This is a genomic window from Actinophytocola gossypii (assembly GCF_025165815.1).
Classification (GTDB): Bacteria; Actinomycetota; Actinomycetes; order Mycobacteriales; family Pseudonocardiaceae; genus Actinophytocola; species Actinophytocola gossypii.
This window is the reverse complement of record NZ_JAFFZE010000014.1, coordinates 303,258-319,525: the sequence shown is the minus strand read 5'-3', so window position 1 is coordinate 319,525 and position 16,268 is coordinate 303,258. Positions and strand designations below refer to the sequence as shown.

Annotated in this window: 16 protein-coding genes; 8 read left to right on the top strand and 8 right to left on the bottom strand. The window is 72.9% G+C overall.

Features of this window, described 5'->3' with window-relative positions:
* The first annotated feature begins 110 nt into the window (after positions 1 to 110).
* Positions 111 to 677 (top strand): dihydrofolate reductase family protein, encoded by a 567-nt coding sequence (locus JT362_RS18015; protein WP_260192420.1) that lies wholly within the window; start codon positions 111 to 113, stop codon positions 675 to 677.
* On the opposite strand, the gene glgX is transcribed toward JT362_RS18015, so the two are convergent.
* Positions 670 to 2,787: a glycogen debranching protein GlgX gene (glgX, locus tag JT362_RS18010; RefSeq protein WP_260192419.1), complete on the bottom strand. Its 2,118-nt coding sequence runs from the start codon at positions 2,785 to 2,787 to the stop codon at positions 670 to 672. The two genes, JT362_RS18015 and glgX, sit on opposite strands and share 8 nt — an antisense overlap.
* 110 nt (positions 2,788 to 2,897) lie before the next feature.
* Between glgX and JT362_RS18005 the strand changes: the two genes are divergently transcribed.
* The 4 genes from JT362_RS18005 to JT362_RS17990 are packed head-to-tail and all read left to right on the top strand — an operon-like array spanning position 2,898 to position 6,615.
* The gene (locus JT362_RS18005) at positions 2,898 to 3,671 is read left to right on the top strand and encodes an ABC transporter ATP-binding protein (RefSeq protein ID WP_260192644.1); all 774 of its coding nucleotides are present in this window, start codon (positions 2,898 to 2,900) and stop codon (positions 3,669 to 3,671) included.
* Positions 3,672 to 3,708: 37 nt separating this feature from the next.
* The gene (locus tag JT362_RS18000; RefSeq protein WP_260192418.1) at positions 3,709 to 4,488 is read left to right on the top strand and encodes an enoyl-CoA hydratase/isomerase family protein; all 780 of its coding nucleotides are present in this window, start codon (positions 3,709 to 3,711) and stop codon (positions 4,486 to 4,488) included.
* Complete coding sequence (locus JT362_RS17995) at positions 4,478 to 5,443, top strand: class I SAM-dependent methyltransferase (RefSeq protein ID WP_260192416.1); 966 nt, start codon at positions 4,478 to 4,480, stop codon at positions 5,441 to 5,443. Before JT362_RS18000 ends, JT362_RS17995 begins: the two co-directional genes overlap by 11 nt.
* Entirely contained in the window at positions 5,440 to 6,615 is a 1,176-nt protein-coding gene (locus JT362_RS17990) for a THUMP-like domain-containing protein (RefSeq protein WP_260192643.1), read from the top strand. Before JT362_RS17995 ends, JT362_RS17990 begins: the two co-directional genes overlap by 4 nt.
* On the opposite strand, the gene JT362_RS17985 is transcribed toward JT362_RS17990, so the two are convergent.
* Together JT362_RS17985 and JT362_RS17980 are read right to left on the bottom strand one after the other, a co-directional pair.
* On the bottom strand, positions 6,599 to 7,453 hold the full coding sequence (locus tag JT362_RS17985) for an LLM class F420-dependent oxidoreductase (RefSeq protein WP_260192415.1): 855 nt from the start codon (positions 7,451 to 7,453) through the stop codon (positions 6,599 to 6,601). The two genes, JT362_RS17990 and JT362_RS17985, sit on opposite strands and share 17 nt — an antisense overlap.
* A complete protein-coding gene (locus tag JT362_RS17980) occupies positions 7,450 to 8,403 on the bottom strand; it encodes a nucleoside hydrolase (RefSeq protein WP_260192414.1) in 954 nt (317 codons plus the stop codon). Before JT362_RS17980 ends, JT362_RS17985 begins: the two co-directional genes overlap by 4 nt.
* A 150-nt stretch (positions 8,404 to 8,553) precedes the next feature.
* Between JT362_RS17980 and JT362_RS17975 the strand changes: the two genes are divergently transcribed.
* A complete protein-coding gene (locus tag JT362_RS17975; RefSeq protein WP_260192412.1) occupies positions 8,554 to 9,309 on the top strand; it encodes an acyltransferase in 756 nt (251 codons plus the stop codon).
* A gap of 154 nt (positions 9,310 to 9,463) precedes the next feature.
* On the opposite strand, the gene JT362_RS17970 is transcribed toward JT362_RS17975, so the two are convergent.
* The 5 genes from JT362_RS17970 to JT362_RS17950 all read right to left on the bottom strand — a co-directional run bounded on the left by JT362_RS17970 (position 9,464) and on the right by JT362_RS17950 (position 14,236).
* A complete protein-coding gene (locus JT362_RS17970) occupies positions 9,464 to 9,775 on the bottom strand; it encodes a DUF4288 domain-containing protein (RefSeq protein WP_260192411.1) in 312 nt (103 codons plus the stop codon).
* An 89-nt stretch (positions 9,776 to 9,864) separates the two neighbouring features.
* The gene (locus JT362_RS17965) at positions 9,865 to 11,118 is read right to left on the bottom strand and encodes a glycosyltransferase family 4 protein (protein ID WP_260192410.1); all 1,254 of its coding nucleotides are present in this window, start codon (positions 11,116 to 11,118) and stop codon (positions 9,865 to 9,867) included.
* A complete protein-coding gene (locus JT362_RS17960) occupies positions 11,106 to 12,617 on the bottom strand; it encodes a 1,4-alpha-glucan branching protein domain-containing protein (RefSeq protein ID WP_260192409.1) in 1,512 nt (503 codons plus the stop codon). Before JT362_RS17960 ends, JT362_RS17965 begins: the two co-directional genes overlap by 13 nt.
* A complete protein-coding gene (locus JT362_RS17955) occupies positions 12,614 to 13,360 on the bottom strand; it encodes a class I SAM-dependent methyltransferase (protein ID WP_260192408.1) in 747 nt (248 codons plus the stop codon). Before JT362_RS17955 ends, JT362_RS17960 begins: the two co-directional genes overlap by 4 nt.
* A gap of 30 nt (positions 13,361 to 13,390) precedes the next feature.
* Positions 13,391 to 14,236 (bottom strand): DegV family protein, encoded by an 846-nt coding sequence (locus tag JT362_RS17950; RefSeq protein WP_260192407.1) that lies wholly within the window; start codon positions 14,234 to 14,236, stop codon positions 13,391 to 13,393.
* Positions 14,237 to 14,451: 215 nt separating this feature from the next.
* On the opposite strand from JT362_RS17950, the gene JT362_RS17945 reads away from it, so the two are divergent.
* Entirely contained in the window at positions 14,452 to 15,237 is a 786-nt protein-coding gene (locus JT362_RS17945) for an electron transfer flavoprotein subunit beta/FixA family protein (protein ID WP_260192406.1), read from the top strand.
* A gap of 17 nt (positions 15,238 to 15,254) precedes the next feature.
* Positions 15,255 to 16,223 (top strand): electron transfer flavoprotein subunit alpha/FixB family protein, encoded by a 969-nt coding sequence (locus JT362_RS17940; protein ID WP_260192405.1) that lies wholly within the window; start codon positions 15,255 to 15,257, stop codon positions 16,221 to 16,223.
* The last annotated feature ends 45 nt before the right edge of the window (positions 16,224 to 16,268 follow it).

The window sequence follows — 16,268 nt, the reverse complement described above, 5'->3', positions numbered from 1 at the left end:
TGCGGAAGCAACCGACTTCTTTCCCTCTGCGAATCGCATTGACGCCGACCGATGACTTTCGCCGGCGCCGCGAGTCCGTACCGGCGACGGAACGAGCTGAGGAGAACGCGATGAGCCGGGTGCTGGTGTTCAAGAGCATGTCGCTCGACGGGTACGTGGCGGGGCCGAACGTCTCGGCGGACGACCCCATGGGCGTGGGCGGTGAGCGGCTGCACGACTGGATGTTCGGCGACCCCGTGGCGTCCACCGACGAGAAGGTGGTCGCCGATCTCCGGGCGCGGGCCGCGGCCAGCGTGGTCGGCCGGCGGACGTTCGACCTCGGCCTGCCGCACTGGAAGGACGTGCCGTTTCCCGGCCCGTCGTTCGTGGTCACCCGCGAGGCGCGGGCACCGTTGGCGCAGGCCGGCGGGACCTTCACCTTCGCACCCGAGCCGGCGGAGGCCGTGGCGCTGGCGCGCGAGGCGGCCGGGGACGGAACCGTCGTCCTGCTGGGAGCCGAGCTGTCCCGGCGGGCGCTGGCCGCCGGGCTCGTCGACGAGGTGCTGCTCAGCCTGGTACCGATCACGCTCGGTGGCGGCGCACCGCTGTTCGACGGCACGGGCGACGTGACGTTGCGGCCAGCCGAGGTGGTCGGGTCGCCCGGCGTCACCCACGTGCGCTACGAGGTCGTCAGGTGACCGTCGCTCGCGGCGTGCGGAACACCAGCATGCCGCGGGCGGGCATGCTGATCGTCTTGCCGGGCGGCAGGGGAGTGTCGGACACCGGGACGCCGCGCGGGGTGCCGGTGTCCAGGACCGGCAGGTAGACCTCGCCGTACTCGCCGCCGGGCAGGGTCACGGTCGTCTCCTCCGCGCCGGCGTGCAGCAGCAGCAACCACGTGTCGTCGGCCACCAGCTCGCCCTCGCGGTCACGGGACAGCGACGTCGACCCGTCGATCCACATGCCGATCGTGCGGCGGGTGTCGTTGAACCAGTCGTTGCCGGTCATCGGCTCGCCCGCCTCGGTGAACCACACCAGGTCCGGGCGGCCGGACGTCGACGGGCGGCCGTCGAAGAACTCCGGCTGCCGCAGCGCGGGCGACCCGGCCCGCAGGGCGATCACCCGCCGGGTGAACGCCAGCATGTCCTCCGCGCGCTCGTCGAGGTCCCAGGACAGCCAGGACGTCTCGTCGTCCAGGCAGTACGGGTTGTTGTTGCCGCCCTGCGTGCGCCACAGCTCGTCGCCCGCGCACAGCATCGGGGTGCCGGTGGACAGGAGCAGCGTCGTCAGCAGGTTCCTGGCCTGCCGGTCACGCAGCGCGAGCACCGTGGCGTCGTCGGTCTCGCCCTCGACGCCGCAGTTCCACGAGCGGTTGTCGTTCGTGCCGTCGCGGTTCTGCTCGCCGTTGGCCTCGTTGTGCTTGTTGTTGTAGGACACCAGGTCGCGCAGGGTGAAGCCGTCGTGCGCGGTGACGAAGTTGATCGCCGCCCACGGCCGCCGGGTGTTCGCCGCGTACAGGTCCTCCGAGCCGGACAGCCGGTAGGCCAGGTCCCGCACGCCGACGCCGCCGCGCCAGAAGTCCCGCACGCCGTCCCGGAACCGGCCGTTCCACTCCGTCCACTGTGGAGCGAAGGCGCCCACCCGGTAGCCGTCACCGGTCGCGTCCCACGGCTCGGCGATCAGCTTGCACCTGGACAGCACCGGATCCGTGGTGATCGCGGTCAGCAGCGGTGAGTTCGGGTCGAACGCACCACCGCCCGGCCGGCCGAGCGCGCTCGCCAGGTCCAGGCGGAAGCCGTCCACGCCCAACTCGTCGGCGAAGTACCGCAGCGAGTCGGTGACCAGCCGCACCACCGTCGGCGACGCCGGGTCGAGCGTGTTGCCGCAACCGGTGAGGTCCACGTCGAACCCGTCGCGGTCCAGCAGGTAGTACGCCCGCGCGTCCAGCCCGCGCATGGACAGCGTCGGCCCGTCGATCGCGCCCTCGCCGGTGTGGTTGAACACCACGTCCATGATCACCTCGATGCCCGCGGCGTGCAGCGCGGCGACCATCGTGCGGAACTCGGCGGTCTCCCGCCCCGGCTCGCTGGCGTAGCCCTCGTGCGGGGCGAGGAAGCCGAGCGAGGAGTAGCCCCAGTAGTTGTGCCGGCCGGACCGCAGCAGCGGCGGTTCGTCGACGAACGTGTGCACCGGCATCAGCTCCACCGCGGTGACCCCGAGCCGCACCAGGTGCTCCACGACGGACGGGTGGGTCAGGCCGAGGTAGGTGCCCCGCTGGTGCGCCGGCACGTCCGGGTGCCGCTGGGTGAACCCGCGCACGTGCAGCTCGTAGATCACCGTCTCCTCGAACGGCGTCTCCGGCTTCGCGCCGGTGTCCGGGCCGCCCGGCGAGGTCACCACCGACAGCGGCACGTGGCCGAGCGAGTCGACCGGGGACCGCCCGCCGGTCAGCGGGTCGCCCCGGTAGCCGAGGGTGGCGTCCAGGTCGGTGACGGTGCCGGTGATCCGCCGGGCGTACGGGTCGACGAGCAGCTTCGCCGGGTTGCAGTGCAGGCCGCGGCCCGGGTCGTACGGGCCGTGCACCCGGTAGCCGTACCGCTGACCCGGCGTGACGCCGGGCACCAGGCCGTGCCAGATGCCGAACGTGCGTTCGGTCAGGCCGATCCGGTGCTCGGAGCCGTCGTCGGCGATCAGGCACAGGTCGACCGCCTCGGCGACCGACGACGCCACCGCGAACCGCACGCCGCCCGCCTCCGGGTGCGCGCCGAGCGGGAACGGGTGGCCGGGGTGCACGTGCAGGGAGGACATTCGCCCATCTTGCCCGTTCCGCGCCCCCGATGCCGCCACCGAGCGCGGCCCGGTGTCCTGTTTGAATGGGCACCGTGACGGGAGACGAACTCGACGACCTGGTCGTGCACATGTCCGATGTCGGGGTCCGCCGCGGCACCACCCACCTGCTCTCCGGTGTCGACTGGAGTGTCGAACTCGACGAGCGCTGGGTGATCCTCGGCGCGAACGGCGCCGGCAAGACCACCCTGCTCCGGCTCGCCGCCGCCGAGCTGCACCCCAGCAGCGGCACCGTGCACGTGCTGGGGGAGCGGCTGGGCCGGGTCGACGTGTTCGAGCTGCGGCCGCGCATCGGGTTCGCCTCGGCTGCCCTGCTCCAGCGCATCCCCGCCGAGGAGAAGGTGCTGGATGTCGTGGTCAGCGCCGGGTACGCGGTGCTCGGCCGCTGGCGCGAGGACTACGAGTCGCTCGACACCGCGCGGGCCACCGAGCTGTGCGAGTCGCTGGGCATCGGGCACCTCACCGAGCGGATGTTCGGCACGCTGTCCGAGGGCGAGCGCAAGCGCACCGTGATCGCCCGCTCGCTGATGACCGACCCCGAACTGCTGCTGCTCGACGAGCCGGCCGCCGGGCTCGACCTCGGCGGCCGCGAGGACCTGGTCGCCCGGCTGTCCGAGCTGGCCCGCGACCCCGACGCGCCGGCGACGGTCCTGGTCACCCACCACGTGGAGGAGATCCCGCCCGGGTTCACCCACCTGCTGCTGGTCTCCGGCGGCGGCGTGGTCGCCCACGGACTCCTCGAGGACGTCCTGACCAGCGAGAACCTGTCGGCGGCGTTCGGTCAGGACCTCGAGTTGGAGCGGCTCGGCGACCGGTACTTCGCACGGCGGCGCGGGTCCCGCTAGGGTCCCCAGGGGTACCGGCGAGTAGGGAGGCGTTGGCGTGGGTGAGTTCGTCAGGCTCGAAGTGGACGGTGGGGTCGGCACGATCCGGCTGGAACGGCCGCCGATGAACGCGCTCAACCAGCAGGTGCAGGAGGAGATCCGCGCCACCGCCGAGGAGGCGGCCCGGCGCGACGACGTGCGCGCGGTGATCGTCTACGGCGGGGAGAAGGTGTTCGCCGCCGGCGCGGACATCAAGGAGATGGCTGATATGTCCTATGTGGACATGTCGGCCCGCGCGGGCGCGCTGTCCTCGTCGTTCACCGCCGTCGCCCAGATCCCCAAGCCGACCGTCGCCGCGGTCACCGGCTACGCGCTCGGCGGCGGGCTGGAGCTCGCGCTGTGCTGCGACCGCCGGGTCGCCGGCGACAACGCCAAGGTCGGCCAGCCGGAGATCCTGCTCGGCATCATCCCCGGCGCCGGCGGCACCCAGCGGCTCGCCCGGCTGGTCGGGCCGAGCAAGGCGAAGGACATCGTCTACACCGGACGGTTCGTCGAGGCGTCCGAGGCGCTCGCCATCGGCCTGGTCGACGAGGTGGTGGCGCCGGACGACGTGTACGCGGCCGCCCGCCGGTGGGCCGAGCAGTTCGTGAACGGCGCCGCCCGCGCGCTGGCCGCGGCCAAGACCGCCATCGACGGCGGCCTGGACGGCGACCTGGCCAGCGGCCTGCGACTGGAGAGCCAGGTGTTCGCCGCGCTGTTCGCGACCGAGGACCAGAAGACCGGGATGCGCTCGTTCGTCGAGAACGGCCCGGGAAAGGCGACCTTCAGTGGCAAGTGAACCGGTAACTGATCCCGCACCGAACCCGCACGCCACCGAGGCCGAGGTCGAGGCCGCGCGGTCGGACCCCAAGCTGGCCAACGTGCTCTACCACGACTGGGAGGCCGGCACCTACGACGAGAAGTGGTCGATCTCCTACGACGAGCGGTGCATCGACTACGCCGTCGGCCGGTTCCGCGCGGTCGCCGGCGACGCGGACTGGCCGTACCCGAAGGCGATGGAGCTGGGCAGCGGCACCGGGTTCTTCCTGCTGAACCTCATGCAGGGCGGGGTGATCAAGCAGGGCTCGGTCACCGACCTGTCGCCCGGCATGGTCGAGGTGGCGCTGCGCAACGCCGAGCAGCTCGGCCTGGACGTCGACGGCCGGGTCGCCGACGCCGAGACGATCCCCTACGACGACGACACCTTCGACCTCGTCGTCGGGCACGCGGTGCTGCACCACATCCCGGACGTGCCGGCCGCGTTCCGCGAGGTCATGCGGGTGCTCAAGCCCGGCGGGCGGTTCGTGTTCGCCGGCGAGCCGACCCGGATCGGCGACCGGTACGCGCGCAAGCTCGGCCAGCTCACCTGGTGGCTCACCACCAACGTCACCAAGCTGCCGCCGCTGTCCGGGTGGCGCCGCCCGCAGGCCGAGCTGGACGAGTCCTCCCGCGCCGCCGCGCTGGAGGCGATCGTCGACCTGCACACGTTCGACCCGACCTCGCTGGAGCGGGTCGCGCGGGACGCGGGCGCCGCCGACGTCCGGGCGGTGACCGAGGAGCTGGCCGCCGCGCTGTTCGGCTGGCCGGTGCGCACGTTCGAGGCGGCGGTGCCGCAGGAGAAGCTCACCTTCGGCTGGCGGATGTTCGCGTACAAGGCGTGGCAGCGGCTGTCCTGGCTGGACGAGAACGTGCTGAGCAAGGTCGCGCCGAGGGACGTGTTCTACAACGTGCTGGTGACCGGGACCAAGCCCTGACGTACGGATTCACCACGGCCGACGTCACGTTCCTCCGCTCGCCCGAGGGGCGGGCGGCGCTCGCCGAGGTCGACCGGCTGGCGCTGACGTCCGCGTCCCACCTGGCCGACGTGGCCGCCGCCCGCCGGTCCCTGGGGGAGCGGGCGGGCCCGGTGCTGGAGACCGTGCTGCTCCGCCGCCGCGCGGCGTCCAAGGTGGACGAGCCGGACCGGTGGCTGTTCACCGACACCGCGCTGCAGCAGGCGACCGCCGCGCCGGTGGCCCGGCTGCGCGCCCGCCGGTTCGCCGGCCGCGATGTCCACGACGTGACCTGTTCGGTCGGCGTCGACCTGGCCGCCCTGGTCGAGGTCGCCGCCCGGTGCGTCGGCTCCGACCTCGACCCGGTCCGGCTGGCGATGGCCCGGCACAACGTGCCCGGCGCGACCCTGGCCAGGGCCGACGCCCTGCACCCGGTCACCCGAGGCACCGCCGTCTTCGCCGACCCCGCCCGCCGCGACGCCGCCGGCCGCAGACGCTGGCACGCAAGCGATTTCGTCCCCCCGCTCGACGGGCTCGCCGCCGCCTGGCCCGGCGTCGACCTGGCCGTGAAGTGCGCCCCTGGCGCCGACTTCGACGCGCTCCCGTGGACCGGCGAGGTCGAGCTGGTGTCCCTCGACGGCCAGGTGCGCGAGGCCTGTCTGTGGACCGGCTCCCTCGCCACCGCCGGCGTCCGCCGCCGCGCCACGGTCCTGCGCCCGAACGCTCCCGAGTGGACGGTCACCGACGCCGACCCGGACGACTGCCCGGTCGTCGAGCCGTGCGAGTGGCTCGTCGACCCGGACGGCGCCGTGGTCCGCGCCGGCCTGGTTCGCCATTACGCCGCCCGGCACGGCCTGGCCCAGCTGGACGAGCGGATCGCCTATCTCACCGGCGACACCCCGCCGCCCGGCATCCGCGCGTTCCGCGTACTCGAGTTCGGCCACTACAGCGAGAAGGAACTGCGCGCCACCCTGCGCCGCCGCGAGGTCGGCCGCCTGGAGATCCTCGTCCGCGGCCTCGACGTCGACCCGAACACGCTCCGCCCCCGCCTCAAGCTACGCGGCCCGCACGCCGCCACCGCCGTCCTCACCCGCATCGGCCGCACCCCCACCGCGTTCGTCTGCGCCGCGGCAGAGGTCACAGCCGGGGCATGATCCGTTCGGCGACCTGTTCGGTGAACTCGACCGGGTGGCGGTCCGGGAGGATCTGGAGCTCGGTGACGCCCAGGGCCGCGTAGGACTCCGCGTCGGCCAGGAAGCGGTCCACGTCGTCGAGCACCGGGCGGCTGACCATCACGGTCTTGTCGATGGCGTCGTAGTCACGGCCCTCGGTGGCGCAGTGGTCGCGCAGCACGTCGAGCTTGTGCGCGACCTCGTCGAGGCCCCGGTCGAACAGGTTGCACGCGTCGGCGTGCCGGGCCACCAGGCGCAGCGTCTTCCGCTCGCCCCCGCCGCCGATCAGCACCGGCACCCGGTGCGGTGGTGCCGGCACGCACAGGGTCTCCGCGAGCGAGTAGTGCCGGCCCTCGAACGGGCCGTCGTCGTCGCTCCACATCTGCCGGCAGATCCGCACCGCCTCGTCCAGCCGCTCGAACCGCTCGGCCACCGGCACCACCGGCACACCGAGCCCCAGCTGCTCCCGCTCGTACCAGGACGCGCCGATGCCCAGCACCGCCCGGCCGCCGGACAGCACGTCGAGCGTGGCCACGACCTTCGCCAGCAGCCCCGGGTGCCGGTACATCACACCGGTGACCAGCAGCCCGAGCGACATCCGCTCGGTCAGCGCCGCCACGTACCCCAGCGCCGTGTAGCCCTCCAACATCGGCTCCTCGGCGCGGCTCTGCCGGGTCCGCATCTGGAAGTAGTGATCCATCAGGCTGAACGACGCGAACCCTGCCTGTTCGGCGACCCGCGCGGTCTCCGCCAGCGTCGGCGCGATCAGCGCCGGATCCTCGGGAGTCGAGAAGTTCCAGTAGTGCAGGCCGATCCTCATGCGCACAGCCTTTCCAGGAGGAACTCGCGGACGGTGTCCAGGTCGGCGTCCAGCGCGACGTCGACCCGCCGGCCGCCACGCACGCCGAGTTCCTCGCGGACCGCGGGTGCGCGCCGGTCGGCCACCACCATCCCCCGGCCGGGGCCCTGCCCGCACTCGATGTCCAGCGGCAGCGGCGTCGTCTTCAGCAGACCCGGGCTGATCGCCTCCGCCATCGCCACCGCGTCGTGCAGGACCGTGCCGTCGCGGCCGAGGCTCTTGCGGTAGTGCTGCCGGTACACCGACGTCAGCGCGACCAGCGCCGTTCCGCGCGGGCCACTCGCCCCGAGCCGGTCCAGCCACGCCGTGTCGACCGGGCAGCGCACGGTCAGGTCGGTCGGCACCAGGACCGTGGGGACCTCCTCCTCGACCAGCACCCGGCGCGCGGCCTCGGGGTCGCTCCACAGGTTGAACTCCGCCGCCGCGGTGACGTTCCCGCCGGCCAGCGCGCCGCCCATCACCACGATTCGCTCGATCTTCCCGGTCAGCGACGGGTGCACGGCCAGCAGCAGCGCGATGTTCGTCAGCGGCCCGATCGGCACCAGCGTCACCGGCTCGGTCGCCCGGTCGAGCAGGGACGCCATCAGCGACACGGCGTCGGTGTTCGCCAGGCCCGTCTCCCGTTCCGGCAGCGTGTCGGCCAGGTCGGACAGGCCGTCGCGGCCGTGCACGGTGCGCGCGCGGTGCGGGTGCGGGAAGACCAGCGGCCGGTCGGCACCCGCCGCGACCGGCACGTCCTCACGGCCGTACAGCGCGAGCAGGCGCAGCGCGTTGCGGGTGGTCATCGCCAGGCCGACGTTGCCGAACACGGTCGTCACGCCGAGCAGGTCGACCTCCGGGCTCGCGCACGCCAGTGCGATCGCGAAGGCGTCGTCCACGCCCGGGTCGGTGTCGATGATGAGTGCGGTCACCCGCTCGACGGTAGCGGCGATTGACAGTAACCCCCAAGAGGGTTATCTATGGGGTTATGCGCAAGGTGCTGTGCTTCGTCGGATTGGCCCTGCTGACCGCGTTGCTGGTGGTCGTCGCGACGGGTGCCGCGTGAGCTACGGTCCCCTGCCATGACGTCCATGTGGGGTGCGCCGGTGGCCGACCGGGTGCGGGGCTGGCGGCGCTCGCGGCGGGATCCGGACCAGGCCAGGTTCCTCACCCTCGACTCGCTGCGCTGGGTGGTCCGCAACCGCGCCTGGACGCCCTGGTACCTGGTGCGGTACTGGCGGCTGCTGAAGTTCCGCCTGGCCAACCCGCACGTCGTGCTGCGCGGCATGGTGTTCCTCGGCAAGAACCTCGACGTGCACTGCCGCCCCGGCTACGGGCGGCTGGAGATCGGCCGCTGGGTGCACATCGGCGACGGCAACGCGATCCGCTGCCACGAGGGCTCGCTGCGGATCGGCGACAAGGCCGTGTTCGGCCGGCAGAACGTCGTCAACTGCTACCTCGACATCGAGCTCGGCGACGCCGCGCTGATCGCCGACTGGGTCTACATCTGCGACTTCGACCACGTCACCGCCGACATCCACCAGCCGATCAAGGACCAGGGCATCGTGAAGGCCCCCGTACGCATCGGCCCGGACACCTGGCTGTGCACCAAGGTCACCATCACCAAGGGCACCAGGATCGGCCGAGGCTCCGTGATCGCTGCGCACGCCGTCGTGAAGGGCGACGTGCCCGACTACGCCGTCGCCGCCGGCATCCCGGCGAAGGTCGTGCGCGACCGCCGCGCCGCCTACGAGGCCGACGCCGAACGCCGCGCCGCCGTAGCCGACATGTCCCGCAAAGCCTCCGCCGCCCTACGCAAGACCCTGCGAAGCAGCTGAACCGCCCGAAGTCCTCAGTCTCCGCACAAAAGCCCGCACCCGACCAACAGCGACCTCAGGGGAACGTGAAGCCACGCAACCACAATCCACCTCAGCCACCCGCACCCACGCCGGAACGCAACCGCCGCATAAAAATCCCGGGGAGGCGGACGAGCTAGCTCGCGAGGGGCTCGACGGCGAGGTAGGCGTGGTAGTCGCTGAAGTGGCGGCGGTAGACCTCGGCGCCGTCGCCGAGCTCGTCGTCCACCTGGGTGACGTCGACGAGGTGGCGGAAGCTCACGGTGACCGTGTCGCCGACGGCGTTGCGGTAGCTCGTCTCGCGGGCCTCGGCGTGCGCACGGGCCTTCTCCGCCGCGTGCTCCGGCGAGTCGGCGAGCAGCAGGGTCACCGTCTCCTCGAACAGCGGCGCGTGGCCGGGCCGCGAACTGCTCGACTCGTACACGAGCACCGCCGCGTACATGTTCATGATCGTTCTCCCCCGATCGGTCGTACCCACGACCGTATGTGCAAACGGTCGTCGGTGCCATGGGGAAACGCCCCGACTCGACCCTGAAACTAGTCCCGGAACGCGTTCCCGGTCGCGATCTTGGGTCGGCCGAGCACGGGGTGTGTTCGAACGGTCGCCGAGCGGTACACGTCCGTGGTCGCCGCCGCGATCGTGGCCCAGTCGAACTCGCGCGCCAGCCGGGCCTTCGCCGCCCTGGCCCGGCGCGCGGCCGCGGGCGGGTCGGCGAGCACCGCGCGCACGCCGGCCACGATGCCGTCCACGTCGCCGGGCTCGACCGACACCCCGGTCTCGCCGTCCACGACCAGCTCGGCGAGCCCGCCCGCGGTCGAGGCCACCAGCGGCGCACCGACCGCGGCCGCCTCCAGCGCGGCGATCCCGAACGGCTCGTAGCGGCTCGGCAGCACCACCGCGTCCGCCGCCGCCAGCAGCGCCACCAGTGCCCGGTCGGGCAGGTGCCCGACGAAGTCCACCGACCGGCGAACCCGCAGCTTGCGGGCCTGCTCGACCAGCGCCTGCGCCTGCACGCCCTTGCCGGCCACCACCAGCCGCGCGCCCGGGTGCGCGCGCCGCAGCTTCGGCAGCGCCGCGAGCAGGTCGAGCACGCCCTTCTCCCACTCCAGCCGGCCGAAGTACACCACCAGCGGGGTGCCGGCCGGGCTGTGCCGCTCCCTGGCCGCGCGCACGGCGGTGGGGGAGATCCGCCAGCCGCGCGGCTCGATGCCGTTGTGGATCACGGTGATCTCGGTCGGGTCGAGCTCGAACAGGTGCGCGACCTCGGCCCGCATCGCCGACGAACAGGTGATCACGCTGTCCGCCCGGTTCGCCAGCCACCACTCGACCGAGTGAACCTGCTGGTTGAGCCGTTGGGAGAGCCAGCCGCTGTGCCGGCCGGCCTCGGTGGCGTGCACGGTCGCCACCAGCGGCACCCGCGTGTGCTCGGCGAGCGTGATCGCCGCGTGCGTCACCAGCCAGTCGTGCGCGTGCACCACGTCCGGCCGCCACCCGGACAGCAGGGACAGGCCGGCGCGGATCATCCCGTGCCCCATGGCGAGCGTCCACGCCACCAGGTCGCGCTCGAACAGCAGGTGGGTGGGGTCCTCGGCGACCCGGACCACCCGCACGCCCTCGACCACGGTGTCGGACGTCGGGTGGGTGGCCGCGTCGGTCCCGGCCTCGTGCCGGCAGAGCACGACGACCTCGTGCCCGAGCGCGGTGAGGTGCCTGGCCAGCGCGTGCACGTGCCGGCCGAGCCCGCCGACCACGACCGGCGGGTACTCCCACGACAGCATCAGGATCCGCACGCCAGCCCCCGGGCGTCGAGGTGGCCGAACGGGCCGTCGGCGGCGCGCAGCTCGGCGGCGCGGCGGGCGGCGCGCTCGTGGTTCCCGCCGCGGACCATGCCGGCCAGCTCGCCGAACCGGTCGCCGTGGATCTTCGCGCGGCGGCGGGCGTAGTCGGCGGCGGAGTCCTTGGTGACCATGAACGCCCAGTCGCTGGACAGGGCCAGCAGGGCCTCGCGGACCAGCTGGTCGCGGGCCGGGTCCCGGTGGCCGGGCGTGCCGGGCGGCAGCGCGAGCAGCTCGTCCTGGACGGCGGCCCCGGCGGCGACGAGGTCGGAGACCTGCTCGCCGTCCCAGACCCGCCAGTCCTTGCCGGAGCCCCACGACGACGCGGGCAGCTCGACCGGCGCGCCGACGTGTCCCGCCTCGACCGCGCCGCGCAGCGTCGTGACCCGCACCCCGGCCGCCGGCAACGTGCGCAGCACCGCCTCCAGCCACCGCGGGCCCTCGTGCCACCAGTGGCCGAACAGCTCGGTGTCGTACGCGGCGACGACCAGCGCGGGCCGCCCGTGCCGGGCCCGCAGCTCGCGGAGCCGGTCGACAACGGTGGCCACGAAGTCCTCCGCGTGCCTGGTCACCGCGGCGGCGGCCTGCTCAGGGTCGTACGGGCGCTTCCGCTCCGGCGGCACGTGTCTGCCGGTGACCCGCGCCGGCTTGAGCCCGGTCGGGTGGTCGAAGGTGTGGAAGTCCCGGTACGCGGGGTCGCCCGGGTAGCCGGCCTTCGGCGACCAGACCCGGTAGGTGACCTCCAGGTCGCGGCCGAAGCAGACGACGTCCGAGCCGCCGACCGGCCGGGCCGCGTGCGTGTCGCCGCGCAGCGCCGGGCCGTCCACCAGGAACCGCCGCACACCGGCGCGGGCGTAGTCGTGTTCCATGCCGGGCGCGTAGCCGCACTCGGGTGCCCAGATCCCGTGCGGCGCCCGGCCGATCCGCCGCGCGCTGTCGGCGAGCCCGGTCTCCAGGGCGAACCGGCGGACGGGTTCGCGCAGCAGCGGCTGGAACGGGTGCGTGGCCGGGCCGCCGAGCGGTTCCACCACGCCGGCGTCGACGAGCGGGCGCAGTACCGGGGAGAACCCGTGCCGCCAGCGGGTCTCGAACTCCTCGATCGCCCACCCCGCCGCGCGGTGCTCGGCCGAGGCGAGGTCGCGCAGCAGCGGGTCGGCGGCCCGCCACCGGTCCGCGGCGTGCCGGGCGCGCAGCTGCCAGGTGCCGAGCCAGTCGTGCGCGGCACGCAGCGCGTAGGGGTCGTCGAGCTGGGCGGCGAGGACCGGGGTGACGCCGAGGGTGAGCACGTCCCGGCGGCCCTCCTCGCCGAGCCGGTGGACCAGGTCGAGCACGGGCAGGTAGGAGTGTGCCCACGCCTGGTACAGCCATTCCTCGCCGACCGGCCAGGTGCCGTGGTGGGGGAGCCAGGGCAGGTGGCTGTGCAGCACCAGGCAGAAGGTGCCCTCGTCGGTCATGCGCGGACCGCCACGGCGACCAGGTCCAAACAGGACGCCAGGTCGTCGGTACCGAGGTCGAAGTCGCCCTCGGTCACGCCGGCCACCGCCGCCCGCAGTTCGTCCGGCCACGGGGTGCCGGCGACCGCCGCGTCAACCTGCGCGTCGACGATCGACCCGCCGAGCGCCGTCTCGACCGCACGCAGCCGGGGCCCGTGCCGCAGGCCGCCGAGGTACTCGACGCCGAAGCCGGTGTCGCGGATCAGCCCGGCCAGCTCACCGGGGTCCAGTTCGCGGGTGTGGAACGGGTTGAGCGGGGTGTCCCGGCCCGGGGAGAAGGTGAGCCGGTTCGGCGTGGTCACCAGCAGGCGCCCGCCCGGCCGCAGGACCCGGTGGCACTCGCGCAGGAACCCGGCCTGGTCCCAGAGGTGCTCGATGACCTGGAGGTTGGCCACCACGTCCACGGTCGCGTCCCGGACCGGCAGCGCCGCGAGGTTGCCGCGCAGCGCCCGCACCCTCGGGTAGGCCCGCGCGACGTGCGCGGCGGTCAGCGCGTCGTAGTCGAGGCCCACGACCAGCGTGGCGTCCTCGGCGAGCAGGTCGGCGCCGTAGCCCTCGCCGCAGCCCGCCTCCAGTACGAGCGCGCCCGCGCAGTGTTGGCGCAGGGCTCGGTACGCGGCCTCGTGGCGTCTGAACCAGTAGTTCTCCTCCGCGATGCCGGGCACGGTGCGCTCACCGGTCAGGGGAAGGGAGTCAACCGCCACCGCGGCAGGTTACTACGGGGTAGGGAGCGTTCACTGCGTGGCGGAGATCGTGATGCCGACCGCGCCCGGTCCGACGTGGACGCCGATCGCCGCGCTGACCTCCGTGAACGTGATCTCCTGGGTGGCCGGAAGGCGTTGCTTGAGCCGGTCGAGGACCGTGGTCGCCCTGGCCGGGGCGCCGAAGTGCTCGATCGCCACGTCGACCTCCCGGCCGTCGGCCCGGCGGACCGCCGCGTCGACCAGCCTGCGCAGCGCGCGCTCCGCGCCGAGCACCCGCTCCAGCGGCGTGACCTGCCCGTTCTTCATCGTCAGCAGCGGCTTGAGGGACAGTGCGCTGCCGAGGAACGCCGACGCCGCGCCGATCCGGCCGCCCTTGCGCAGGTACTCCAGGGTGTCGACGTAGATCAGCTCCGAGCTGTGCTCCAGGCGCTTGGTGAGCGTGCCCATCACCCGCCGGGCGTTGCCGCCAGCGCCCGCGGTTCTGGCCGCGGCCAGAACCGCGTACCCGAGACTCATCCCGGTCGTCGCCGAGTCGACCACGTGCACCGGGATACCCGCCTGCGCGGCGGCGGCGCGGGCGACCTCGATGGTCTCCGACTGCCGGCCGGAGATGTGCACCGAGATCACCTCGTCGGCGCCGCGCGCGGCGAGGTCCTGGTACGCCCAGACGAACCCGGCGGGGTCCGGGGCGGACGTGGCGACGTCTATGTTCCGTCGCAGTGCGGTCACCAGCACGTCCGACGGCACCACGTGCTCGGCGCGGACGTGCTGGCCGATACGGATCTGGGTGGGCACGACGGTGATTCCCCACTGCGCCGCGAGCGACGCCGGGATACTCGAGGTCGAATCCGTCACCAACCCAACACGGCCAGCCATGTGAACGAGGGTAACTCACCCATTTGGGTGAGCGTGATCACGGCCAGTTAGCTACCGGTAGTGGCGGCGGTAGGCTACTGATGAGTAACATATGGCCAAGGACACCGTGCCAAGGCGCGACCAGCATGGCAGGGTCGGGTCAACCGTCGGAGCAACCCCATATCCTCTGGTCGCACAAGCGGATGGGCTCGTCATCGGGAGGTCGGAGCAGACCAATGCCAAACATCGTCGTGCTGGTCAAACAAGTGCCGGACACCTATTCGGAGCGCAAGCTCAGCGAGGGTGACCACACCCTCGACCGTGACTTCGCCGACGCGGTGCTCGACGAGATCAACGAGCGCGCCATCGAGGAGGCGCTCCAGATCAAGGAGGCGCACGACGGCGAGGTGACCGTGCTCTGCGTCGGCCCCGACCGGGCCACCGACGCGATCCGCAAGGGCCTGTCCATGGGCGCCGACAAGGCGATCCACGTGCTCGACGACGCCCTGCACGGTTCGGACCTGCTGCAGACCGCGAAGGTCCTGGCCGCCGCGATCCGCACCGTCGAGGACGTCGACCTGGTCATCGCCGGCAACGAGGCGAGCGACGGCGCGGGCGGCGCGGTCCCGGCGGTCGTCGCCGAACTGCTCGGCTACCCCCAGCTCACGCACGCCCGCGAGGTCACCGTCGACGGCACCACCGTCAAGGTCACCCGCGAGACCGAGGACGGCCTGACCCACCTGGAGGCGAGCCTGCCCGCGGTGGTCAGCGTCGGCGAGAAGATCAACGAGCCGCGCTACCCGTCGTTCAAGGGCATCATGGCCGCCAAGAAGAAGCCGGTCGAGACCGTCGACATCGCCGACCTCGGCGTGGACGCCGGCGACGTCGGCCTCGCCAACGCGTGGTCCACGGTCGTCGAGGCCGCGCCCAAGCCGCCGCGCGAGGCCGGCCAGCGCGTCGAGGACGACGGCGACGGCGGCGTGAAGATCGCCGAGTACCTGGTCGGCCAGAAACTGATCTGAGGAAGGGAATCCACGCAATGGCAGAGGTTCTGGTCCTCGTCGATCACCTGGACGGCGAGGTCAAGAAGGTCACCGGCGAGCTGCTCACCGCGGCCCGCGCGCTCGGCGAGCCGAGTGCCGTCGTGGTCGGCGCGCCCGGCGACGCGGCGAAGCTGAAGGAGTCGCTCGCGTCCTACGGCGCCGAGAAGGTCTACGTCGCCGAGTCCGAGGACGCCGCGAACTACTTCGTCACCCCCAAGGTCGACGTGCTGGCCGCGCTGGTCGAGTCGAAGTCCCCGGCCGCGGTGCTGGTCGCCGCCGGCTCGGAGGGCAAGGAGGTGTCCGGCCGGCTCGCCGCGCGGGTCGGCGGCGCGCTCCTGGTCGACGCGGTCGGCGTCGAGGGCAGTGGCGACGACGCGACCGTCACCCAGTCGGTCTTCGGTGGCGCGTTCGTGGTGAAGGCCAAGGCCGCCAAGGGTCTTCCGGTCATCTCGGTGCGCCCCGGAGGGCTCGACGCCGAGCAGGCCCAGGGCGCGGCCGCCGAGGAGACCGTCGAGGTCCCCGCGGTCGACCCGGCGAAGGCCACCCGGATCACCGGCCGCGAGCCGGTCGTCGGCGGCGACCGCCCGGAGCTCACCGAGGCGTCCGTGGTCGTCTCCGGCGGGCGCGGGGTCGGCAGCGCGGAGAGCTTCGAGGTCGTCGAGAAGCTGGCGGACGCGCTCGGCGCCGCCGTCGGCGCGTCCCGGGCCGCGGTCGACTCCGGCTACTACCCGGCGCAGTTCCAGGTCGGGCAGACCGGCAAGACCGTGTCGCCGCAGCTGTACATCGCGCTCGGCATCTCCGGGGCGATCCAGCACCGCGCCGGCATGCAGACGTCCAAGACGATCGTCGCCGTGAACAAGGACGCGGAGGCGCCGATCTTCGAGATCGCCGACTACGGCGTCGTCGGCGACCTGTTCAAGGTCGCGCCCCAGCTGACCGAGGAAGCGGCCAAGCGCAAGGGCTAAGACACTGTTCACTGACGCGTCACGGTAAAGCGCACGTGAGGTTTG

Coding starts and splice junctions, on each gene's coding strand:
- JT362_RS17985 (WP_260192415.1), bottom strand. CDS start 7,453: ATGAGGATCGGCCTGCACTACTGGAACTTCTCGACTCCCGAGGATCCG.
- JT362_RS18015 (WP_260192420.1), top strand. CDS start 111: ATGAGCCGGGTGCTGGTGTTCAAGAGCATGTCGCTCGACGGGTACGTG.
- JT362_RS17940 (WP_260192405.1), top strand. CDS start 15,255: ATGGCAGAGGTTCTGGTCCTCGTCGATCACCTGGACGGCGAGGTCAAG.
- JT362_RS17970 (WP_260192411.1), bottom strand. CDS start 9,775: ATGAACATGTACGCGGCGGTGCTCGTGTACGAGTCGAGCAGTTCGCGG.
- JT362_RS17945 (WP_260192406.1), top strand. CDS start 14,452: ATGCCAAACATCGTCGTGCTGGTCAAACAAGTGCCGGACACCTATTCG.
- glgX (WP_260192419.1), bottom strand. CDS start 2,787: ATGTCCTCCCTGCACGTGCACCCCGGCCACCCGTTCCCGCTCGGCGCG.
- JT362_RS17960 (WP_260192409.1), bottom strand. CDS start 12,617: ATGACCGACGAGGGCACCTTCTGCCTGGTGCTGCACAGCCACCTGCCC.
- JT362_RS18005 (WP_260192644.1), top strand. CDS start 2,898: ATGTCCGATGTCGGGGTCCGCCGCGGCACCACCCACCTGCTCTCCGGT.
- JT362_RS17950 (WP_260192407.1), bottom strand. CDS start 14,236: ATGGCTGGCCGTGTTGGGTTGGTGACGGATTCGACCTCGAGTATCCCG.
- JT362_RS17975 (WP_260192412.1), top strand. CDS start 8,554: ATGACGTCCATGTGGGGTGCGCCGGTGGCCGACCGGGTGCGGGGCTGG.